The sequence below is a fragment of the Asanoa hainanensis genome (genome assembly GCF_900188485.1).
Taxonomy (GTDB): domain Bacteria; phylum Actinomycetota; class Actinomycetes; order Mycobacteriales; family Micromonosporaceae; genus Asanoa; species Asanoa hainanensis.
Genome location: NZ_FZPH01000002.1, coordinates 321,055 through 343,090, shown reverse-complemented (window position 1 = coordinate 343,090; position 22,036 = coordinate 321,055). Strand labels below are relative to the sequence as shown.

Here is a 22,036-nt window from a genome sequence, read left to right as displayed (position 1 = left end):
TCAGGCTCCGATGACCCGCTGGAACGCGGCCTCGTACTCGCGCTCCTCGGCCTCGGTCAGCGCCTTGAAGACCTTGGTCTTCGCGAGCAGCGCGTCGTCCGGGAAGATCAGCGGATTGGCCGCCAGCTCCGGGTCGGTCTTCGCCATCTCCTCCTTGGCGCCGACGACCGGGCAGATGTAGTTGACGTACGCGGCGAGCTCGGCGGCCACCGCCGGGTCGTAGTAGTAGTCCAGGAACGCCTCGGCGTTGGCCTTGTGCGCGGCCTTGTTTGGCACGGAGGAGTTGTCGGAGTAGAGCATCGCGCCGCTCTCCGGCGCCACGAACTTCACCTTCGGGTCCTCGATGCCGAGCTGGATGATGTCGCCGGACCAGCCGATGCACGCCGCGATGTCGCCCTTGGCGAGATCGGGCGCGTAGTCGTTGCCGGTGAACCGGCGGATCTGCCCGGAGTCGACCGCCTTCTGCAGCTTGTTGATCGCGTCGTCGAACTGCGCCTTGGTGAAGTCCGACGGGTTGTGCCCGTTGGACTGCAGGATCAGCCCCATCGTGTCGCGCATCTCGGTCAGCGCCGTCACCTTGCCCTTGAGATCGGCCCGGGTCAGCAGCTCGTCGACGGTCTTGATCTCCTTGGTGACGTTGCCGTTGTACGCGAGCCCCGCCAGGCCCGACTGCCACGGCACCGCGTACTCGGTGTTCTTGTCGAAGGGCCGGCCCTTGAGCGAGGGCAACAGGTTCTTCTGGAAGTTCGGCATCTTCGCGGTGTCGAGCTTCTGCAACCAGCCGAGCCGGATCATCCGCGCCGTCATCCAGTCGGTGAGGACGATGACGTCCCGATCGGTCGGCTGGCATTCGGCCAGCTGGTTCTGCACCTTGCCGAAGAACTCGTTGTTGTCGTTGATGTCTTCCGTATAGCTGACCGCGATGCCGGTCTTCTGCTCGAACGCGACGAGGGTCGGGCGCTTCGACTCGTCTTTGTCATCGACATCGATATATTGGGGCCAGTTGGAGACGGTGAGCGTCTTCTCCGAGCCGGAGCTGTCTTCGCTGACGCAGCTCGCCTCCGTCTGCTGCGCACCCTTGGTGCCGCAGGCGACGAGCGCGCCGCCGGAGACCGCCAGAGCTCCGGAGGCGAGGGCACCCCGCATGAGGGTGCGACGGGACAGGGAGAGCAGGGCCGCAGCCTCGGGGGACAGCGGCGGACGCGAGCGATTGCGCATCGGGGGCTCCCGGGTTCGGTCTAGTTGGGGGGATCTAGACGACGACCGATCCTGACATGCGATAACCCCTGTCACAAGGGATTCCGTTGCCGCTCTCGTAGTTGACGACGAAATACGGAAGACTTGCGGCTGTAATGCGCGTCCTTTACTGAGGAGGATCTCGAGATGGGAATGTCGGGCAACGGGGCGGGTCCCCGCCGGGCTGTGGTCCGCGACGGGGCCAGCCACGCGCTGCTCGACGACGTCGCCAAACAGATCATCGAACAGCTTCAGGAAGACGGACGGCGGCCGTACGCGACGATCGGCAAGGCGGTCGGGCTCTCCGAGGCGGCGGTCCGGCAGCGGGTGCAGCGCCTGCTCGACGCCGGGGTGATGCAGATCGTCGCGGTGACCGACCCGTTGCAGCTCGGCTTTCCCCGGCAGGCGATGATCGGGCTGCGGGTGTCCGGCGACCTGGAGCAGGTGGCCGACCGGTTGGCCGAGTTCGACGAGGTCGACTACGTGGTGATCACCGCGGGCTCGTTCGACCTGCTGTGCGAGGTGGTCTGCCGCGACGACGACCACCTGCTGGAGATCCTCAAGCGGCTCCGGACGGTCGAGGGCGTGCTTTCGACGGAGGCGTTCGTCTATCTCAAGCTGCGGAAGCAGACCTATTCCTGGGGTACGGCCTAGCTTCGGATTTCGTGGCTACAGCCCCTTCGACCGACGAAAAGCCTTGCCTCATTGAGTGATCTCGTGCGATAACCGTTGTAGGTGCTGCGAGTTCACCAGCTCGCACGACGACGCGATGGGGATAGCGATGGCCAACGCCACCGACCACCTGTGGATGCATTTCACCCGGATGTCCAGCTATCGCGACGGGGAGGTGCCGACGATCGTCCGCGGCGACGGCGCCTATGTCTGGGACGACCAGGGCCGCCGCTATCTTGACGGTCTGTCCGGTTTGTTCGTGGTCAACGCCGGCCACGGCCGCACGGAGCTCGCCGACGCCGCCGCCAAGCAGTCGGCTGAGCTCGCGTACTTCCCGCTCTGGTCCTACGCCCACCCGACGGCGGTCGAGCTCGCGTCGCGGATCTCCGCGTTGACGCCCGGGGATCTCAACCGGGTGTTCTTCACGACCGGTGGGTCCGAGGCGGTCGAGTCGGCGTGGAAGCTGGCGCGGGCTTATTTCAAGCGGGTCGGCAAGCCGAACAAGCACAAGGTGGTGAGCCGGCACATCGCCTACCACGGCACGTCGATGGGCGCGCTGTCGATCACCGGGTTGCCGGGGATCAAGTCGGACTTCGAGCCGCTGGTGCCGGGCGGGATCAAGGTGCCGAACACGAACTTCTACCGGGCACCGGAGCATGGCTCCTCCGAAGTTGAGTTCGGGCGTTGGGCGGCCGACGAGATCGCGCGGGCGATCGAGCGTGAGGGGCCGGACACCGTTGCCGCGGTTTTCCTGGAGCCTGTGCAGAACTCGGGTGGCTGCTTCCCGCCTCCGCCTGGTTACTTCTCGCGTGTCCGAGAGATTTGCGACGCGTATGACATTTTGCTGGTTTCGGATGAAGTGATTTGTGCTTGGGGTCGGCTTGGTCATTACTTCGGCGCCGAGCGCTATGGCTACCAGCCGGACATCATCACCACTGCCAAGGGGCTGACCTCCGGGTACGCGCCGCTGGGCGCGATGATCGCGTCGGACCGGCTGATCGAGCCGTTCCTGGGCGCCACGGAGATGTTCGCGCACGGCATCACGTTCGGCGGGCATCCGGTGTCGTGCGCGGTGGCGCTGGCCAACCTGGACGTGTTCGCGCGGGAGGACCTTCCCGGTCACGTGCGTTCAAACGAAGGTGCTTTCCGGTCCACTTTGGAGAAGCTGCTGGACCTGCCGATCGTCGGTGACGTCCGGGGTGACGGCTACTTCTACGGGATCGAGCTGGTCAAAGACAAGGCCACCCGGGCGACGTTCGACGACGCGGAGTCCGAGCGGCTGCTACGCGGCTTCCTGTCGTCGGCGCTGTTCCAGGCGGGCCTGTACTGCCGGGCCGACGACCGCGGTGACCCGGTCGTGCAGTTGGCGCCGCCGCTGATCTGCGAGCAGCAGCAGTTCGACGAGATGGAGCAGATCCTGCGCACGGTCCTGACGGAGGCGTGGCAGCGCCTGTGATCTCGTTCTGGATGGGCCCGCCGCCGGCGTTGCGGCCACCCCTGCCGGGGTCCGTGTCGTGTGACGTGGCGATCGTCGGGGCGGGCTTCACCGGGTTGTGGACGGCGTACTACCTGAGCTCGCTGGACCCGTCCCTGCGGGTCGTCGTGCTGGAGAGCGCGTACGCCGGCTTCGGCGCGTCGGGCCGCAACGGTGGTTGGTGCTCGGCGCTGCTGCCGTCGTCGCTACCGTCGCTGGCCCAGCGCCACGGCCGTGCTGCCGCTATCTCGTTCCAGCGTTCAATGAACGAGACGGTCGACGAGGTCGGCCGGGTGTGTCTTGCCGAGGGCATCTCGTGCGACTTCCACAAGGGTGGGACGGTCTCGGTGGCCCGGTCGCCGGCGCAGCTGTCCCGTGCCGCGTCGACTGTTTCGTCGTACGCGTCGTTCGGGTTCGACGAGGTTGCCCTGCTGTCTTCGGCCGCGGCGTCCGCCCGGCTCGGAGCGACGTCGGTGCTGGGCGGGGTGTTCACGCCGCACTGCGCGGCCATCCAGCCGGCTTCCCTGGTGCGGGGGTTGGCGTCGGTGGTCGCCGCCCGCGGGGTCGCTCTTTACGAGGGCACGCCGGTGACCTCGCTGCGGCCGGGTGCGGCGGTCACACCGTTCGGGACGGTGCGAGCACCGGTGGTGGTGCGGGCGACGGAGGGCTACACGGCCGAGCTGCCCGGCCATCGGCGCGCGGTGGCGCCTATCTACTCGCTGATGGTGGCGACGGCGCCGCTGCCCGCGTCGGCCTGGGAGGAGATCGGGCTGGCGGACCGGGAGACCTTCACGGACTTCCGCCATTTGATCATTTACGGCCAGCGTACGGCCGACGGGCGGCTGGCCTTCGGCGGTCGGGGCGCGCCGTACCACTTCGGCTCGTCGATCTCGCCGTCGTTCGACCAGTCGCCGGGGGTGTTCGCGGCATTGCGCCAGACCCTGGGGTCGCTGTTTCCGGTCCTGGGGCCCTTGCCGGAGATCAGCCACGCCTGGGGCGGGCCACTCGGGGTCACTCGCGACTGGACGGCTTCGGTGGGCCTGGACCGGGCGACAGGCCTGGCCTGGGCGGGCGGCTACGTCGGGGACGGCGTGGGCACGAGCAACCTGGCGGGGCGGACCCTCGCGGACCTGATCCTCGAGATGCCGTCCGAGTTGGTTTCGCTGCCTTGGGTAGGGCACCGGTCGCGGCCGTGGGAGCCGGAGCCGCTGCGGTGGCTGGGCATCAACGCGGCGCTGCGAGCGACAGCGTCGGCCGACGCGACCGAAGCCCGCACCGGGCGAGCCTCCCGCCGAGCAGACCTGATCCACCGCCTTGTCGGCGGCTGAGAACGATCGCGGATAGCGGCGGTTTCGCAAAGATCCGCACCCGCTTCGCCGACCTCGACTTGCCCCGCGCGGCCCGCCGGGTCCGCTGCCGTTCGATCTCCAGCCAGTCGGTCCGCTCAACCGGCCGGTCCGCCCGCCGGACCGCAGCCGGTCGAGCTGCTGCCTACGAGCTGCGGGGCATCGCCGCCTAGCGCGGTCGGCACCACGCGGCTCCATGATCGGGTGCACCAAAACATGTACTCGAACGCGAGCAACCATGATCATGTGCGGCTGGTCGGGAACCCTTGCGGCGTGTCGTGCGGATCGGCTGCACCCGATCATGGCTTGACCGGCTTACCCACTCGATGAGCCACACACGATCTGACCGCGATTGCCAGTCCGAAGGCCGTCGCCTTGAGCGTTTGCCAGCCGCACCCGACGGCGCGGTCCGTCGGTGTCGACAAGCCGGGCATTACGCCCATTGCCGGGCGTTCGTCCGCCGGCGATTCGCGCGCGCTCGGTCGGCTGGCGTTACTGGCTGGGCGGGATGACACGGAGGTGACCGCGGCGGCCTTGTTGGTGGCCGGCGTGCGGGAGGTCGTCGTAGTCGTCGTAGCGGCCCGGGCGGGCGGCCTCGCGTACCGCGTCGGCCAGGGCGACCAGGTCGTCGGTGGTGGGGGGCGGGGGCTGGAACTCGCCCTCGTGGCGCACCACCTCCCAGCCGCGGGGGGCGGTCAGGGAGCGGGCGTGGGTCTCGCAGAGGTCGTAGGTATGCGGCTCCGCGAAGGCGGCCAACGGCCCGACGACGGCGGTCGACTCGTGATAAACGTAGGTCAGCGTGGCGACAGCCGGCCTGGGACAGCCGTTCCTGGAGCAACGCCGTGGAGACCTCACGGCGGCACGTTATCTCCCCCACCCGGGCGTTGCCCCGCCTTGCGCCGCGACACGCCGATCGCGGGGCTAGGCTGAGGCTGCTTTTCTCCAGGAGGTGCACGATGACCAGCCCCGCCAACCGCCGGCCGCCGTCCGGCCGGCGCCGTGACCGGCACGGTCGCGGGCTGCGCGGGCGCTTGGTCCCCGCGACGGTACCGCTGGCGCGTACCAAGGCAGAGATCTTCGATGATCTTGTCCTGGACACGGTCGAGACCCTGGAGCACCGGTTCGCGAAGGAGCTCGCCGGGGTCGAGTTCGCGGTGGAGGACGTGCCGCCGGAGCTCAACGTGTACGACACGGACGTGCTCGAAGACGGCGAAGTGCCGCTGGCCCGCCTGCTGCCCGGCCGCCCAGGCCGAGCCGACATGGCGCCGCGCATCGTCCTCTACCGGCGGCCGCTGGAATTCCGGGCGATGGACCACGACGACCTGGCCGACCTGGTCCACGACGTGATCATCGAGCAGGTAGCCAACCTCCTGGGCCTGGACCCAGACGAACTGAGCTAACCCACCCACCGCCCGTGCCGCGCTGATCTTGGCCGGGCTGGCCCGCCCGGAGCTAGACGTGATCGAGCCGGCCTTCGCGGGGCATGAACGGTGAATCGCCCACCGGCCTAGCCGGATCCTCACGTGGGCGTCGAGGTAACGACCGGTTCGACGAACACGCCCCGGCCGCGCCGATCGCACCTGGCCATGCCGGCCCTCGGCCAACGTCGACCATCGACCCACGCCAGCCCTCGACCCACACCGGCCCTCGACCGACGTCGCCCAACGGCCCACGCCGAGCCTCGACCCCGTTCCTCGACCCGCGTCAGCCCTCAACCAACGTCGACCAACGGCCCCGAGCCTCGACCCGCGTCAGCCCTCAACCAACGTCGACCAACGGCCCCGAGCCTCGACCCACGTCAGCCCTCAACCAACGTCGACCAACGTCGACCAACGACCCACGCCAGCCCTCGACCCCGGGCCTCGACCCACGTCGATACCGCGGCGACTTCGCCGCCACCAGTACCCAACGGACCGCGTTCCGCGAGATCCCGGACCGCTGAGCGATCAGCTTGATCGGCACCCGCTCCGTCCGGTGGAGCCGGGGAATCTCCCCCAGTCCGCCACGGACGCCTCCTGATCTTCAAAAGTGGGTCAACGTTCGACCATGGCTAGCGGGCAGTTGTCACCGTCGCCGACACCGCCCGCCTTGGCGCCGGCCACTGGACGGGTCCAGCCGCCGCCGCCCGACCGTCGCCGGACGCTGGCCGAGCCCGGATGCGGTCGAGGGCCCGCATCGCTCGCGATGATGGCCCTCGTTCCCCGATATGTTCTTGTGCCGCTCTCGGCGCGGGTTCCCCCTCCGCGCCTGGTGCCGGCCGGCGTTCGTTGCCCGATCAGGCGACGACGCGCCGCTTCAGCTTGCGTCGCTCGCGTTCCGACAGGCCGCCCCAGATGCCGAACCGCTCGTCGTGGCCGAGCGCGTACTCGAGGCATTCGGCCTTGACGTCGCAGCGCGAGCAGATCCGCTTGGCCTCGCGGGTCGAACCGCCCTTTTCCGGGAAGAACGCTTCCGGGTCGGTCTGGGAGCACAGTGCCCGCTCCTGCCACTCCGGCGCGTTGCCCAGCAGGTCGGCGACCTCGACACGGCCACCATCCATAACGTTGCCTCCTTTCGCACGCCGGCCTGCGACCGGCGTAACCCCCTCGCGGAAGGCCCTACTTTTTCGCCCGTACGGTCCGATTTGTCATGTCCCGTTCGAACGACCCCAGTGAAATTACACGCGTGTAATGCGTGCGTCGTCAAGCGGAACCTGATAAATAGGCCCACGAACCGGCGTGCCGTGGGCGACTCGCGGATGGCGCCGTGGTCCTTCGGCTCCCTACCGATCCAGACCCCAGGCGGGTAACGCTCGATCGGCCACTTTCCCACCAGCTCAGACGCCACAACCGCACATAAGGAATCAAACCACGACATCCCTAGCTTGATCCACCCGGCCTCCGCTAGTCCCCCGGTCGAGGGCACGAATCGGGCGGGTGATTACCCATCCCAGATGATCATGCAAACCTGGCGATTCGCTGTACGTAACGTCAGCTTTCGGACCCACCGAACCGCATGGCGTCGGTGCGCTGGCAGGCCGCTCAGGACGGCACCGGTTGGGGCGGGCCGCCTCGTCTACCGATCCGCCGGAACCGCCCACGGCCGGTCGTCGCCGGGCCGAAGTCGCGTGTCGCTGAGCCCGCGCGGCGCCGGCGAGAGTGACTGACGGGGGTGGGCGCTGGTGGGTCGGCCTTTGCGCCACCGGCCGCAGGTTTCCTCGACCGACGACCGCTCAGCATTTCTGTGGGCCAGCCCGTCGATGGCCCAAGCCAACGTGCGTTGGGCGCGTGCCCGCCTTGTTCCGGGATGCGGTTGCGGCGTATCGCGGCGCTCCACGGGCGGTGGTCTCGCCCCACCGCCAGAACGAAGGACCCAACCCAACGCCACACCGGGAACCACCAAGTGGGCGATTCGTCGGGCTGCTGGCCGAGTCCTGCACCGATCCCGCTTTAGTGCGGGCCGTGGGCCGTGGTGCGTTCAGGGGCCGGCCGGCCGGCTCAGACGGCGATTCCCTCGATCGAGCTCAGCCCACCGCCACACGGGCGCTGGTCTCACCCCACCGCCACAACCGTGGACCCGGCTCAGCGGCGCCCGCCGGACGCCACCGGGCCGGCGGTCGTCGGGTGACCGGCCGAGCACACCGGCGGTGGCGCTCTAGCGCAGACCGTAGGCCGTCGTGCGTTCGCGGGCCGGGCGGCCGGCTGCCGTGGCGATGGCTTTTAGTTGTTCGACCGTGCGCGACGAGCCGTTGGCCGAACCCGCCATGCGCGAGATGGTTTCCTCCATCAGCGTGCCGCCCAGGTCGTTGCAGCCGCCGTTGAGCATCGCGACCGTGCCCGCGTCGCCCAGCTTTACCCAGGAGCACTGGATGTTGGATATGCGGCCGTGGAGGAGTAGGCGGGCCATCGCGTGGACTACCCGGTTCTCGCGCCACGTCGGGCCTGGGCGGGCGATGCCCGCCAGGTAGATCGGGGCGTTGGTGTGGACGAACGGCAGGGCCACGAACTCGGTGAAGCCGCCCGTGCGGTCCTGGACGCCGGCCAACACCCGGAAATGGCCCAGCCACTGTCGGGGGTGGTCGACATGCCCGTACATCATCGTGGAACTCGATCGGATGCCCAGCTCGTGTGCCGTCGACACCACGTCGACCCAGGTGGCGGCCGGGAGTTTGCCCTTGGTCAGCACCCAGCGGACGTCGTCGTCGAGGATCTCGGCCGCCGTGCCCGGGATCGTGTCGAGGCCCGCGTCGCGCAGGGTCTGGAGCCAGTCGCGGACCGACATGCCGCCCTTCGCGGCGCCGGTGACGATCTCCATGGGTGAGAAGGCGTGGACGTGCATGCCCGGCACCCGCTGTTTGATCGCCCGGACCATCTCGGCGTAGGCCGTCACCGGTAGCTTCGGGTCGATGCCGCCCTGCATGCAGACCTCGGTGGCGCCCGCCGCCCAAGCCTCCTCGGCGCGCTCGGCGACCTGGTCGACCGACAGCCGGTAGGCGTCGGCGTCGCGTTCGCGCTGGGCGAAGGCGCAGAAGCGGCAGCCGACGTAGCAGACGTTGGAGAAGTTGATGTTGCGGTTGACCACGTAGGTCACGTCGTCGCCCACGGTGTCGCGGCGGACGTCGTCGGCGAGTCGGCACAGCTCGTCGAGCGCGGTGCCGTCGGCGTTGAACAGTGCCATGGCCGCGGCCTCGTGTCGCTCCTCCAACAACGCCGCCGGGTCGGTGGCCGCGAGGCGCAGGCCTTCGAGGACGTCGGAGGCCTGCCGCGAGACCGCCGCACCGCGGCCCAGGTCGACCGCTTCGGGTGCGATGCGGTCGGCCACCTCGGACCAGTCGCCGTAGACGGAGTCGAAGTCGCCGCGCCGGTCGCCGGTGCGGCCGGTGGTGTCGATCGTCGCGTGCAGGTCGGTGCGGCCCCCGGGCACGAACGCCTCGTCGGGCTCCTGCCACGCCCGGCCGACCGGCAGCGTGCCCTCGGCCGCCAGGCCGCTGACCGGCTCGGCCAACGCCGCCACGTGGCCGGCCAGCCGCGGGTCGAGCCAGGGGTCGCCGCGCCGAACGTACTCGGGATAAATGGTCAGTCGTTCGCGCAGCGTGAAACCGGACGCGGCCGATCGGGCGGCGAGCTCGTCGATCATCGGCCAGGGGCGTTCCGGGTTGACGTGGTCGGGGGTGACCGGCGAGACGCCGCCCCAGTCGTCGATGCCGGCCCGCAGGAGCAGGTCGTATTCGCCCTCGATCAGGTTGGGCGGTGCCTGGATGCGGGCGCCGGGGCCGAGGATGATCCGCCCGACCGCGATCGTCGCGGCGAGGTCGAGCAGCTCGGCGTCGGGCATGCCGCGCATCGCGGTGTCCGGCTTGGCCCGGAAGTTTTGGATGATGACTTCCTGGATGTGGCCGTATTCGCGCGCCGAGCGGCGGATCGCGAACAACGAGTCGGCGCGCTCGACCAGGTTTTCGCCGATGCCGATCAGGATGCCGGTCGTGAACGGGACGCCGACCCGGCCCGCGTCGTCGAGCACGCGCAGCCGGACCGCGGGCTCCTTGTCAGGTGAGCCGAAATGCGGGCCGCTCTTGTCGGACCACAGCCGGGTCGCGGTCGTTTCGAGCATCATGCCCATGCTCGGCGCGACCGGTTTGAGGCGCTGCAGCTCGGCCCAGCTCATGACGCCCGGGTTGAGGTGCGGCAGCAGGCCCGTCTCTTCGAGCACGGCGATCGCGCTGGCCCGCACGTAGTCGAGGGTCGAGTCGTAGCCCCGCGCGTCGAGCCACTCGCGCGCCGCCGGCCAACGCTCCTCGGGCCGGTCGCCGAGGGTGAACAGCGCCTCCTTGCAACCCTGCGCGGCGCCTTGGCGGGCGATCGCGACGACCTCGTCGCGGTCGAGGAACGCGGCCGGCAGCCGGTGCGGCACGGTGGCGAAGGTGCAGTAATGGCAACGGTCCCGGCACAGGCGGGTCAAGGGAATGAAGACCTTGCGCGAGTACGTCACGACGCCCGGCCGCCCGGCGTCGCGCAGGCCCGCGTCGCGAATGGCGCCGGCGATGCTCAGCAGCTCGTCGAGTGCCTCGCCACGCGCGGCCATCAGGTCTGCCGCTTCGCCCGGATCGAGCGCCTTGCCGTCTGCGGCGCGCGCCAGTGCCCGCCGGATGCTCGCCGCGGTCGGCGGCGTGGGCGAGGTCGGGATCAGATCAGCCACCGTTGAAGCGTAGGCGGTGCCACCGACAGAATCCCGTGGCGGCGGTCACCGCGAAAAATCTTGGCCGATCGCGAACCATCCGGCCGGCTCGTTCCGATGAAGAGGGTATGAGCGAACCCAACTCGGAGCGAGCGCCGCCTCAGCTGACAGTTACCACCACGTGTGTGCCGCGACCGTCCTCGGCAGTCTCCATCGTGGAGCCGAGCCCATCGGCGGCCAGGGCCGCACGCAGGCGCTGCACGTCCGCGCCCAACGACACGAGCGCGACGCCACCGGAGTCGGCCGGTCGGCACACGACGCGGCAACGGCCGGAGTCGTCGCCGGGCAGCAGGTCGGCCGCGAACGTCGCCGTGGATTCCGCGCTGATCGTCGCCAGGGCGCGGGTCAGCGCCTTCTCGAAGTCGAGCTCGTCGAGCACGGGGAAGGGAGGTCGGCCATGGTCGGGCAGGCGGGCAGCGGCCCGAAGTCCTTCGGCGCGGGCCTCGGCGGTGCCGAGCGAGAACAGGTCCTGATCCGCACCGCGCACCAGGACGGCGGCACCGTCGCCGTCGGCCTCCGGCAGTGGCGTGTCCAGATAGCCGCGTACGACCGCGACCGGCACCTGGGCGCATTTGCCCTTCACCAGCTCGCCGGCCGCGGCCAGCTCGTCGACGACGGCCATCTGGGTGATAGAGAGCTCGTTGCCGTAGGGGTCGACCTCGCCACGGTGGTCGCGGATGGCCGAGATCCCGGCGGCGCCGAGCGCGACGTCGGTGAGCCCGTTGCGCCATGGCCGGCCCATCGTGTCGGAGATCACTACGGCGACGTCGAGGCCGTGCCGCTCGCGCAGCGTGGTGCGCAGGGCGCGGGCCGAGGCGTCGGGATCCTTGGGCAGCAGCACGAGGTGGGCGCGGTCGACGTTCGACGCGTCGATACCGGCCGAGGCCATCACGAAGCCGTGGTGGGTCTGCACGATCCGGGTCTGCCCGCGGCGCGCCACCGGTCGAGCGGTCTCGGCGCGCAGCACCTCGTCGCGGGCGACGGCGCGTTCGTCACCGTCGACCGGCACGTCGACCAGGCTGCCTTCCGCCTTCGACACGATCTTGCTCGTCACCACCAGCACGTCGCCGGCGCGCAGCCACGGCGCTGCGGTGGTGATCGCAGCCGCGAGGTCGTCGCCGGGGCGCACGTCGCCGATGCCCTCGACCGGCAACACTTCGAGCCGCATGCCCACTCCCCCGCCCGCCGCTACCGCGTCAGCCGCAGTCATACCAGGTCGATGGCCGCGCGGACCATCTCCGCCGTGGTCTGCTCGTCGGTCATCCACAGCGGCACGGCGCGCACGGTGACCCCGGCCACCTCGGTGCCCGCGTCGGTGCTGTCCACCAGCCAGCCGTCGAGGATGCCGCCGTCGCGGCGCGCACCGTACATTCCGCCGACCCCGGCTGCCGTGCACGGCACGCCCAGCACGGCCAGGCACTTGTCGGCCATGCCCCGCACGGGGCTGTCACCGATGATCGGCGAGAAGCCGACGACGGGAGCGGTCAACGCGGCGCGCAGGCCCGGCACGGCCAGGATCGGGCCGATGCTGACCACGGGATTGCTGGGAGCCACCAGCACCAGGTCGGCGGTGGCCAGCGCCTCGAGCACGCCGGCGGCCGGCTTCGCCGTGTCGGCGCCGACGAAGACGAAGCGCTTGGTCGGCACCTCGCCGCGGTGGCGTACCCACCATTCCTGGAAGTGGATCGCCTTCTCGCCGTCGAGGTCGACCACGACGTGGGTCTCGAAGCGGTCGTCGGTGGCCGGCAGCATCCGCACGCCCGGCTGCCAGCGCTGGCACAGCGCCTCGGTGACGGCAGAGAGGGGATAGCCGGCGTTCAGCATCTGACTGCGCACCAGGTGGGTGGCGATGTCCTTGTCGCCCAGACCGAACCAGGTGGGCTCGGCGGCGTACGCGGCTAGCTCGTCCTTGACCGCCCAGGTCTCGCCGACCCGCCCCCAACCGCGTTCTGGGTCCGCGGCGCCACCCAGGGTATACATGACGCTGTCGAGGTCCGGACAAATCCGCAGGCCGTGCATGGTGACGTCATCGCCGACGTTGACGATCGCGGTCACCTCGGCACCGGTGTCCCGGGCATATGCCCGAACGCCGGTCAAGAACCGCGCGCCGCCAATACCACCAGCCAAAACGACGATGTGCATTCCGCAATCCTTACCTACACTGCCGGTTTCCCGGCGCCCGGGCGACTACGCTCACGAAAGCCATCTTCCGTCATCGCCCCAGGGGGAGCCGTGACCACCCAACCCGAGGCCGGGTCGACTGAACAGACCTCGGCCAATCAGATCACCAAACCCTGGCGCGAGTTGATCGCCCTCGTGCTGGTCGGCGCCAACGCCGTCCTGCTGTTCGTGGGGCTCATCGATCTGCTCGTGCCCTATTCGGCGAATGTCGGGTTCTCCAGCCGGGCCGGCGGCAGCTTCTTCGACTTCGCGGGCATCGAGGCGATCGTGCTGCCTCTGCTCGCCGTGCTCTTGGCCACACATCTCAAGCCGGCCGTGCCGCGCGCCAAGCTGGTCACGCAGGTGGCCCTGGCCGAATACGCGGTGTCCGCCGTGTTCGGCGTGATCGCGCTGCTGGCCTGGCTGTTCGGCTCGCTGGTCGACGGCGAGGTCCGGGCGGCGTTCACCGGGCTGCTGGTCCGCATCGCGTACGCGGGCATCTTCGCGGCCGCCGGGTTCCTGATCTACAAGGTCTGGCGGACCCTCTACTACGTGCCGCGACCCAAGCCCCAGCCCGGCATGTACGGCGCCCCGGCTGGTTACCCGCAGGGCGCTCCCGGGCAGCCGGGCTACGGGCAGGGCCACCCCGGTCAGCCCGGGTACGGCGCCCCCGCCGGGTACGGCCAGCCTGGCTACCCGCCGCCGCCGTCCTACCCGGGCGCGGCTCCCGGCCTGGGCGGTCCCACCGCTCCGGGCGGCCAGCCCGCGGCTGGTCCGGGCGCGCCGGGTCAGCCGGGCGCTTACCCGCCGGCCGGCCCGTCCGCGTCGGCCGAGCCGGCGACCTGGCCGCCGGTGCCCGGTTCCGGCGCACCGCAGGCGACCCAGACGATCACCGCTCCGCCCGTCTCGGCCCCGCCGGTCCCGCCGGCACCGGCCAGCCCGGCGGCGCCCGCCGGCCAGGCGGACGAGCCGACCACGGCTATCCCGACGCCGGAGGCCGAGCGCACCCAGGTGATCAACCCGGCCAGCCAGCAGCCGAGCGCCGGCTCAGCGCCGCCACCGGCCGCCGCGGCCGACGACGAAGCGACCCGGCCCGACATCCGCTGACACCGAAATCGGGGGCAGCAGGCCCGGCACCAAGCCGGACCCGCTGCCCCCGATTCATGTCCGCACCCAGCTGAGCCTCAGGCGACCGCCGAAGATCGGCGATCCGCAGTCGGGGCGCAGACCCAGCCGGGCAAGGTCCAAGGCGAGGCGCTACGCGGCCCGGACGCCGCGACGCTGCAGGCCGACCGCGCCCTCGGCCGGCTGGGAGGCCCGCGACCCGATGCGGGACCCAACGGGTCGCGGGCAGCTTGTGTTGCCGCGAAGGCGTGACCTGGCGAGGGCATCGGCCAGACGGCCGAGACATAGGCCGACGGCACCACCCGCCGGGCCCCCACGTCGCGGCGGGTGGTGCCGTTGTGGCGCGGACCCGGGAGGAAGGTCTACGCGCGGGCTCGCCCGGCCGCCACCTCCACGACGTGCGTCGCGGGCCCTCGTTGGTGGTCGGCCGGACGGCAATGCCGCCCCGCTCATGTGGGCGCTAACACGAGCATGGCCAAAGCGCACGCCGAGTGCGAGGACTTTCAGCCAGAGCTGAAACATTGAGGTCAGCCGGTACGCTCAACCACACGGACGCCCCGCTACCCCTTCCCGGAGCCCACGAGATCGTGCTGCGGATTCATTTCACCCGTGACGACGTCGCGCGCGCGCGTGTTGCGCCGGGTGCGGATCCGGTTTGGGAACTGATTCTCAGCCTGCATCTCTTTCAGGCTCGGCGGGCCGACCGCGATCCCCTGCTGGCCGGCTGGCGGCGCGACGTCGCCGCCGGGCTCCGGCACAGCGACGACGGCGCCAGCGTCCGGCTGTTGTTCGCCCTCAACCCACCGCAGGGCTACTTCCCCGACTTCCTCACCCCGTTCGAGAGCCGGGCCGGGCTGTTGCCGGCGCTCGACGCCATCCGGTCGACGCCTACCGCCAACCTGCGCCGCGACCTCAACCTGCTGGCCAAACGCAACCGGCTGCCGGCGACCGCGGCCGCGCTCGCCCGTGGTGACGTCACGACGTTGCATCGGTTGACCGACTCGATGGAGGCCTACCGCGCGCTGGCGATCGCTCCCCACTGGAGCCGGATCGAGAGCGCCGTCGAGGCCGACCGCAGCCAGCGGGCTCGGGCCATGCTCGCCGACGGGGCCGACGGGTTGTTGGGCAGCCTGCGGCCGGGGATGCGGTGGGACGGGGAGGTGCTGGAGGTCGGCCATTACCCGGCCGACCGGGACCTCTATCTCGACGGCCGCGGGTTGCTGTTGGTGCCGGCGTACTTCTGTGCGCGTACCCCCGTCACGCTCGTCGACCCGGACCTGCCGCCCGTGCTCGTCTATCCCGTCGAGCGGCTCGGCGGGCTCGACCAGCCGGCCGACCAGGGACGGCCGGCCCTGGCCGCGTTGCTCGGCCGCACCCGCGCCCGGGTGCTCGAGGTGGTCGACGGCGGCTGCTCGACCGGTGAGATCGCCCGCCGGCTCGACGTCTCGCCCGCGGCCGCCAGCCAGCACGCCGCCGTGCTGCGCAACGCCGGGCTTCTGGTCAGCCGCCGCGACGGCAACACGATGCTGCACACCCTGACGCCACTCGGGAAGGCAATGCTGGACTAAGGCTCAGTCGTGCCAGAGGGCGATGCGGTGGTCTTCGTCCGTCACGTAGATGCGCTCGCCGTCGAGCAGGGCGATTCCCTCGACGTTGCGGAACGGCGCCAGGTCGTCGACCACCTCGCCCGGCACACGCGAGCTGGAGCCCAGGGCGAACCGCACGTGCGTACACGTGATGTCGCCGCCCGTTGGGTGGTCGTCCAACAGCACCGAGCCCTTGCCGAGCGCGTCGATCGAACCCACGACCGCCTCGAACCCGTCGCCCGACGCGGTCAGGGCCCGGAAGCCCGTCAGGGTGCCGGGCGGGGTGACGCCGGTCAGCGCGTACGCCCGGACCACCGCCGGCCAGGTGCGCGGGTCGGCGTCGAACATGCCCTCGACGTCGGAGATCTCCACGATGATCGGCTCGCCGTCCTGCGTCACCGGGAAGCGCAGGCCGAGCAGCAGCGTGCCGGCCGGGGTGAACGCCGCGGCCTCCACGTTGACCGGCAGATCGCCGGTGATCACCCGCGAGGTCCAGCTCTTCGCCTTCGCCGCGCCGCGGATCTGGGTTTCCCGGATGAACTGCCGTTGCACCCGCTCGCCGGGCGGCAGCGGGCTGATGTCGGCGGCCAGCAGCGCGTCGTTGATCGCCCGGTGCAGCCGGAGCTGGTTGCGCACCACGTGCAGCTTCACCACCCCGCGGGCGGCGTCGGCCTCGCGGAACCGCGCGAAGAACGCCCGCTTCGGCCGCAGCGGGCCGCCCTTGGAGCCGAAGTGCGAGCCGACGACGTAGACCCAGCCGTCGCGGTGCGCCAGCGCCTCGCCGTCTTCGGTGCGGCCCGCTTCCGCACCGGCGTCGAAGCCCTGGTGGTGCGCCGCCCATCGGCCCTCGTGGTCCTGCACGAGCAGGGCCACGCAGGCCTCGACCGGACCCTCGTCGAGCACCGTCCACAGGCCACGACGAGCACCGTGGGCTTCCAACAGAGCCGGCGAGAGTACGGGCAGCAGGTCGCTGGCCTCGTTGCCGGCAACGGACAACTCCACATGGCGCAATGGCGCGGTCATGTGATCAGCCTAAAGACAAAGCGCTAGCAAAATCCGTCGTCGCCCCGAGCCTTCAGCTCGTCGACCAGCTGTTTGACCTCTTGAGAGCGCTCGCGGGAGCAGACCAGCACCACGTCGGGAGTGTCGACGATCACCAGGTCGCCGACGCCGAGCGCGGCCACGAGCCGGCCCGAGTGCGGCACGACGACCAGGCGGTCGGTGTCGCGCAGCAGCACGCCGGGCTTCTCACCCGGGTGGTCGGCGCCGCCGCCGAGCACCACGTTGCCGCGCGAGTCGCCGGGCAGCACGTCGCCCAGGGTCTGGAAGTCGCCGACGTCGGTCCAGCCGAAGTCGCCGGGCACCGTGCCGACCTTGCCGGCCGCGGCGGCACCCTCCATCACCGCGTAGTCGACCGAGATCTTGGTCAGGGTCGGCCAGATCGTGGTGAGGATCTCGTCGCGGTCGGGCTGGTCCCAGGCGGCCGCGACCCGGCACAGGCCGTCGTGCAGGCTCGGCTGCTGGCGGGCGAGCTCCGCGAGGAACGCGTCGACCCGCCAGACGAACATGCCGGCGTTCCACAGGTGGTCGCCGGACTCGACATATTGCTTGGCCAGCTCGTACGCCGGCTTCTCCGTGAACGCCTCGACCATCCGCACCGGACCCGGGCCGACCTCGGCGCCGCAGCGCAGGTAGCCGTAGCCCGTCTCCGGGCGGGTCGGCTTGATCGCGATGGTCATCAGCAGCCCGCGCTCGGCACCGGCCACCGCCTCGCGGACCACCTTGACGAACTCGGCCGGGTTGGTGATCAGGTGATCGGCGGCGAAGGCGCCCATGATCGCCGTCGGGTCGTGCCGGGCGATCAACGCCGCCGCGAGGCCGATCGCCGCGCACGAGTCGCGCGCGGACGGCTCGACCAGGATGTTCTCCTCGGGCAGCGCGGTGAGCTGCCGGGCCACGGACGCCGCGTGGGCCGCGCCGGTCACCACCATGGTCTGCTCCGGACCGGCCAGCGGCGCGACCCGCTCGACCGTCGCCTGCAGCAGCGACATCGGGCTGCCGGACAGCGGGTGGAGGAACTTGGGCTGGTGGAGTCGGGACAACGGCCACAGTCGAGTGCCGCTGCCACCGGCCAGGATCACGGCGTGCATCGGGACATCATGCCGGACCGCCGCAAATCCACCGGTCATGCCGGGTCCCCACTGCGTGGTGACCCGCCCTGCCCGCGCGGGCTCTGCTGATGATGCCCTCGCCAAGGCTCGGTCATGCCCGGGCTCGCTGCCAGGCCGCGATGTGCACCTCGGCGCTGGACTCCCAGGTGAACTCCTTGGCCCGGTCGAAGCCCGCCTTGCCCAGCGCCATCCGGCGGGGCTCGTCGTCGAGCAGCGCGGCCAGGTCGATGGCGATCTGGTCAGGATCTTCGCTCGTGTACGCCACCGCGTCACCGCCGACCTCGGGCAGCGACAGCCGGGGCGTGGTCAGCACCGGCACCGCGCACGCCATGGCCTCGAGGATGGGCAGGCCGAAGCCCTCACCGAAGCTCGGGTACGCCGCGACCAGCGCGCCGCCCAGGAACCCGGGCAGGTCGGCGTAGCGCAGGTAACCGGGGCGCAGCAGGCGCAGGTGGCCGGGCACCTCGGCGACCGCGCGGTCGATGTCGTCGTCGTGCCCCTGGCCGCCGGCGACGACCAGCGCGGGCGGGTTGGGTCGGTCGTGCACCGCCTTGACCCAGCCGCGGATCAGGCTCGGCACGTTCTTGCGCGGCTCCTTGGCGCCCAGGAACGCGACGTAGTCGGTGCCGGCCAGCCCGAGCCGGGCGGCGACGCGGGCCTTCTCCTCGGCGGTCGGCGGGTGGAACGCGGTGGGGTCGACGCCGTGGTAAGCCACGTCGACGCGGGTCGGGTCGGCGTCGAGCAGCCGGATCAGCTCGTCGCGGGTCGCCTTGCTCGGCACGATCACGCGGTGTGCGCGGCGCAGCGAGGTCTTGATCGCGCTGCGGAAGAACGTGCGCCGGGACTTGTCGTAGTGCTCCGGCTCGGTGAAGAACGTGGCGTCGTGGACGGTGACCGTCACGGGGCAACCGGCCCGCAGCGGGCAGGTGTAGAACGGCGAGTGCAGCACGTCGGCACCGACCTGCTGCGCCAGCAGCGGCAGGCCGGTCTGCTCCCAGGCGAGCCGGGCGGGCCGGTGCGCGACCGCGGCGGGCGCGGCGACCACCTCGGCGGCGGGCAGCATCCGGCTGTAACGCTCCGCGTCGGTGCGCAGGCCCACCACCGCGAGCTCCACCTCAGAGCCGATGACCTTGCCGAGCGCGCCTAGAAGCCCGTCGACGTAGCGGCCCACACCGCCGCGGTCAGCGGGAACGCTGGTGGCGTCGACGAGTACGCGGGGCGGACCGGAAGTCACGGTGCGGGCTCCTCAAGGGTGCGGTGTGTGCCAGGCCACTATGGTCCCAAGCCTACGCTGAGCCAGCGACGGGTCGGAGCCGGTGACACCGTGACGACACGGCGAACGATCGATGCCTAACCGGTAAGGTGCGACCGATGGTCGAAGAGAGTGCGGGCGACATCGCGCGGATGTTCGCGGCGGCAATCCGGCGAGATCCGACAAGACCGCTTTTGACCTGGTACGACGACGCGACAGGCGAACGCACCGAGCTGTCCGGCGCCACGCTCGACAACTGGGTCGAGAAGACCGCCAACCTGCTGGTCGACGGCGCCGGGCTGGGCGACGGCGACCGGGCGGGCGTCCTGTTGCCACCGCACTGGCAGACCGCGGCCGTCCTGCTCGGCTGCTGGGCGGCCGGCGTGGAGGTCACCACCGCGCCCGGACCCGTCGACGTCCTGTTCGCCACCGAGGCCCGGGTGGCCGAGGCCGGCGACTGGCCGGCGGGCGATCGTTACGCGCTGTCACTGCACCCGCTCGCCCTGCCGATGCGCGAGGTGCCCACGGGCTGGCAGGACTACACCGTGGCGGTCCGGGCCTACGGTGACGTGTTCGGCGCGTACCCCCGTGGCTCTTCCGATTGGAAAACCGCAGACCCGTTCGGCCTGCAGCCCGGCGACCGGGTGTTGATCGACGCCGCGCGGCACCCCGAACCGGCCGACTGGCTGCTGGCGCCGCTGGCCGCCGGGGCCAGCATCGTGCTCTGCGGCAACCTCGACCGGGCGAAGCTCGCCGGCCGGATCGCCAGCGAGCAGGTCACCCGCGACCTCAGCTGACCCCTTCGCGGGCCAGCTTCTCGAACGCGGCCAGCGACTCCGGGTTGGCCAGCGCGCCCTTGGCGGCGGCGCTCTCGGCCGGCGTGCCGGTGAGGATCTTCTTGACCGGCACCTCGAGCTTCTTGCCGGACAGCGTGCGGGGCACGCCCGGGATCCGGTAGACGGCGTCCGGGACGTGCCGCGGCGACAGGGCGGTCCGCAGCTCCTTGGCGATCTTGGCCGTCAGGTCGCCGTCGAGGTCGCGCTCGTCGGTGGTGACCACGAACAGCAGCAGGTCACCGGCACCGCCCTCGCTGTCCTCCAAGTGGATGACCAGCGAGTCCGCGATCTCCGGCAGCCCCTCGACCACTGAGTAGAACTCCGACGTGCCGAGGCGCACGCCGCCGCGGTTGAGGGTCGCGTCCGAGCGGCCGGTGATCACGCAGCCGCCGTGCTCGTTGATGGTGATCCAGTCGCCGTGCCGCCAGACGCCTGGATAGACGTCGAAGTACGCCTCCCGGTAGCGGCTGCCGTCCGGGTCGTGCCAGAAGCCGACCGGCATGCTCGGCATCGGCTCGGTGATCACCAGCTCACCGAGCTGGTCGCGCACGGGTTCACCGTCCGGCCCGAACGCCTCGACGGCCGCGCCCAGGGCCCGGCAGGCGATCTCGCCGGACCGCACCGGGAGCAGCGGCACGCCGCCGACGAAGCCGGTGCACACGTCGGTGCCGCCGGACAGCGACTGGAGCTGGAGGGTGTCGCTGACGTCCGCGTACACCCAGGCGAAGCCCTCGGGCGGCAGCGGAGCGCCGGTCGAGCCGAGCCCGCGCAACGCGCTCAGGTCGTGGTCGGCGCGCGGCACCAGGCCGGACTTGCGACAGGCCAGCAGGAACGGCGCGGACGTGCCGAAATAGGTCAGCCGGGTCTCTTCCGCCAGCGTCCACAGCGTGTCGAGGCTCGGCGCGCCAGGGTTGCCGTCGAACAGCACGATCGTCGCGCCGACTGCCGGGCCCGAGACGAGGAAGTTCCACATCATCCAGCCGGTGGTGGTGAACCAGAAGAACCGGTCCGCCGGGCCGAGGTCGTGGTGCAGCGCGAGCATCTTGAGGTGCTCGAGCAGGATGCCGCCGTGCCCGTGGACGATCGGCTTCGGCAGCCCCGTGGTGCCCGACGAGTAGAGCACGTAGAGCGGGTGGTCGAACGGCACCGGAGCGAAGGTCAGCGGCTCGTCCGTGGCCGAAGTGAGCTCGTCCCAACCGGAAGAGCCGGAAGAGCCGGAACCCGCCGCCGGGTTCAGGTAGTTGATCATCACGAGGTGCTCGACCGACGGCAGTGCCGCCCGGATCGCCTCGACCTCGGCCGCGCGGTCGACCGGCTTGTCGCCGTAGCGGTAACCGTCGACCGCGACCAGCACCTTCGGCTCGATCTGCTGCCAACGGTCGCAGACGCTGCGGGTGCCGAACTCGGGCGCGCAGGACGAAAAGATCGCGCCCAGGCTGGCCGAGGCCAGCATCAGCACGTACGTCTCCGGGATGTTCGGCGCGTACGCCGCGACCCGGTCACCCGGGCCGACACCCAGCCGGCGCAGGCCCGCGGCGCACCTCCGTACCGCGTCGCGTAGCTCGTCCTTGGTCAGGGTCTGCGGCGCGCGGGTCTGGCCGTGCGCGATCACGGCGGGGTCGTCGCCGGCCCGGCCGGGCATCCGCAGCACGTTCTCGGCGTAGTTGAGCGTCGCGCCCGGGAACCAGCGCGTGCCGGGCATGTGCCGATCAGCGATCGTGGCGGTCGGTGGTGTGTGGCTGACCACCTCGAAGTAGTCCCAGATCGAGCGCCAGAAATCCGGGATGTTCTGGACAGACCACAGCCGCAGCGCCTCGTAGTCGGCGAAGGCCAGACCCCGCTCGCGTTCGAGCCAGTGCAGGTAGTGGCCGATCCGGCTGGTCTGGCGTACGTCGGACGGCGGCGTCCACAACACCTCGTTGCTCATCCGGCCATCCTCCCCTATGCGAGGCCGACGACATGTGG

The 22,036-nt window shown here is 70.8% G+C and carries 17 protein-coding genes; 7 read left to right on the top strand and 10 right to left on the bottom strand.

Features of this window, described 5'->3' with window-relative positions:
* Positions 1-1,218, bottom strand: a complete 1,218-nt coding sequence (locus tag CHC05_RS05455; RefSeq protein WP_089245316.1) for a polyamine ABC transporter substrate-binding protein — start codon at positions 1,216-1,218, stop codon at positions 1-3.
* A gap of 171 nt (positions 1,219-1,389) precedes the next feature.
* On the opposite strand from CHC05_RS05455, the gene CHC05_RS05450 reads away from it, so the two are divergent.
* The 3 genes from CHC05_RS05450 (at position 1,390) to CHC05_RS05440 (ending at position 4,710) form a co-directional block, all read left to right on the top strand.
* Entirely contained in the window at positions 1,390-1,890 is a 501-nt protein-coding gene (locus CHC05_RS05450) for an AsnC family transcriptional regulator (protein WP_089245314.1), read from the top strand.
* Between the two features lie 127 nt (positions 1,891-2,017).
* A complete protein-coding gene (locus CHC05_RS05445; protein WP_089245312.1) occupies positions 2,018-3,364 on the top strand; it encodes an aspartate aminotransferase family protein in 1,347 nt (448 codons plus the stop codon).
* The gene (locus tag CHC05_RS05440) at positions 3,349-4,710 is read left to right on the top strand and encodes an NAD(P)/FAD-dependent oxidoreductase (protein WP_425426707.1); all 1,362 of its coding nucleotides are present in this window, start codon (positions 3,349-3,351) and stop codon (positions 4,708-4,710) included. The genes CHC05_RS05445 and CHC05_RS05440 overlap by 16 nt, the downstream gene beginning before the upstream one ends.
* Before the next feature lie 510 nt (positions 4,711-5,220).
* Here the strand turns inward: CHC05_RS05440 and CHC05_RS05435 are convergent.
* The gene (locus CHC05_RS05435; RefSeq protein WP_089245310.1) at positions 5,221-5,583 is read right to left on the bottom strand and encodes a DUF3499 domain-containing protein; all 363 of its coding nucleotides are present in this window, start codon (positions 5,581-5,583) and stop codon (positions 5,221-5,223) included.
* A 101-nt stretch (positions 5,584-5,684) separates the two neighbouring features.
* Between CHC05_RS05435 and CHC05_RS05430 the strand changes: the two genes are divergently transcribed.
* Entirely contained in the window at positions 5,685-6,128 is a 444-nt protein-coding gene (locus CHC05_RS05430) for a metallopeptidase family protein (protein WP_089245308.1), read from the top strand.
* A gap of 875 nt (positions 6,129-7,003) precedes the next feature.
* Here CHC05_RS05430 and CHC05_RS05425 read toward each other — a convergent pair.
* The 4 genes from CHC05_RS05425 to cofD form a co-directional block, all read right to left on the bottom strand.
* Positions 7,004-7,267: a WhiB family transcriptional regulator gene (locus tag CHC05_RS05425; protein ID WP_089245306.1), complete on the bottom strand. Its 264-nt coding sequence runs from the start codon at positions 7,265-7,267 to the stop codon at positions 7,004-7,006.
* Between the two features lie 1,094 nt (positions 7,268-8,361).
* On the bottom strand, positions 8,362-10,893 hold the full coding sequence (locus CHC05_RS05420; RefSeq protein ID WP_089246122.1) for a bifunctional FO biosynthesis protein CofGH: 2,532 nt from the start codon (positions 10,891-10,893) through the stop codon (positions 8,362-8,364).
* Between the two features lie 148 nt (positions 10,894-11,041).
* The gene (locus CHC05_RS05415) at positions 11,042-12,109 is read right to left on the bottom strand and encodes a coenzyme F420-0:L-glutamate ligase (RefSeq protein ID WP_089246120.1); all 1,068 of its coding nucleotides are present in this window, start codon (positions 12,107-12,109) and stop codon (positions 11,042-11,044) included.
* Positions 12,110-12,147: 38 nt separating this feature from the next.
* Positions 12,148-13,083, bottom strand: coding sequence for a 2-phospho-L-lactate transferase (gene cofD, locus CHC05_RS05410; protein ID WP_089245304.1), 936 nt, complete (start codon positions 13,081-13,083; stop codon positions 12,148-12,150).
* A 90-nt stretch (positions 13,084-13,173) separates the two neighbouring features.
* Here cofD and CHC05_RS05405 point away from each other — a divergent pair, with 90 nt between their 5' ends.
* Both CHC05_RS05405 and CHC05_RS05400 read left to right on the top strand, forming a co-directional pair.
* Complete coding sequence (locus tag CHC05_RS05405; RefSeq protein WP_089245302.1) at positions 13,174-14,208, top strand: hypothetical protein; 1,035 nt, start codon at positions 13,174-13,176, stop codon at positions 14,206-14,208.
* A 539-nt stretch (positions 14,209-14,747) separates the two neighbouring features.
* Positions 14,748-15,794, top strand: coding sequence for an ArsR/SmtB family transcription factor (locus tag CHC05_RS05400; RefSeq protein ID WP_245870668.1), 1,047 nt, complete (start codon positions 14,748-14,750; stop codon positions 15,792-15,794).
* Between the two features lie 3 nt (positions 15,795-15,797).
* On the opposite strand, the gene CHC05_RS05395 is transcribed toward CHC05_RS05400, so the two are convergent.
* The 3 genes from CHC05_RS05395 to CHC05_RS05385 form a co-directional block, all read right to left on the bottom strand.
* Positions 15,798-16,835, bottom strand: a complete 1,038-nt coding sequence (locus CHC05_RS05395) for a hypothetical protein (protein WP_089245298.1) — start codon at positions 16,833-16,835, stop codon at positions 15,798-15,800.
* A 23-nt stretch (positions 16,836-16,858) separates the two neighbouring features.
* On the bottom strand, positions 16,859-17,962 hold the full coding sequence (locus CHC05_RS05390) for a mannose-1-phosphate guanylyltransferase (RefSeq protein WP_218824449.1): 1,104 nt from the start codon (positions 17,960-17,962) through the stop codon (positions 16,859-16,861).
* Positions 17,963-18,074: 112 nt separating this feature from the next.
* Entirely contained in the window at positions 18,075-19,217 is a 1,143-nt protein-coding gene (locus CHC05_RS05385; RefSeq protein WP_089245294.1) for a glycosyltransferase family 4 protein, read from the bottom strand.
* Between the two features lie 137 nt (positions 19,218-19,354).
* Between CHC05_RS05385 and CHC05_RS05380 the strand changes: the two genes are divergently transcribed.
* Positions 19,355-20,032 carry a TIGR03089 family protein gene (locus CHC05_RS05380; protein ID WP_089245292.1) on the top strand — a complete coding sequence of 226 codons (678 nt, stop codon included), beginning with the start codon at positions 19,355-19,357 and terminating at the stop codon, positions 20,030-20,032.
* On the opposite strand, the gene CHC05_RS05375 is transcribed toward CHC05_RS05380, so the two are convergent.
* Positions 20,025-21,998, bottom strand: a complete 1,974-nt coding sequence (locus CHC05_RS05375) for an acetoacetate--CoA ligase (protein ID WP_089245290.1) — start codon at positions 21,996-21,998, stop codon at positions 20,025-20,027. The genes CHC05_RS05380 and CHC05_RS05375 overlap by 8 nt on opposite strands.
* Positions 21,999-22,036: the final 38 nt, after the last annotated feature.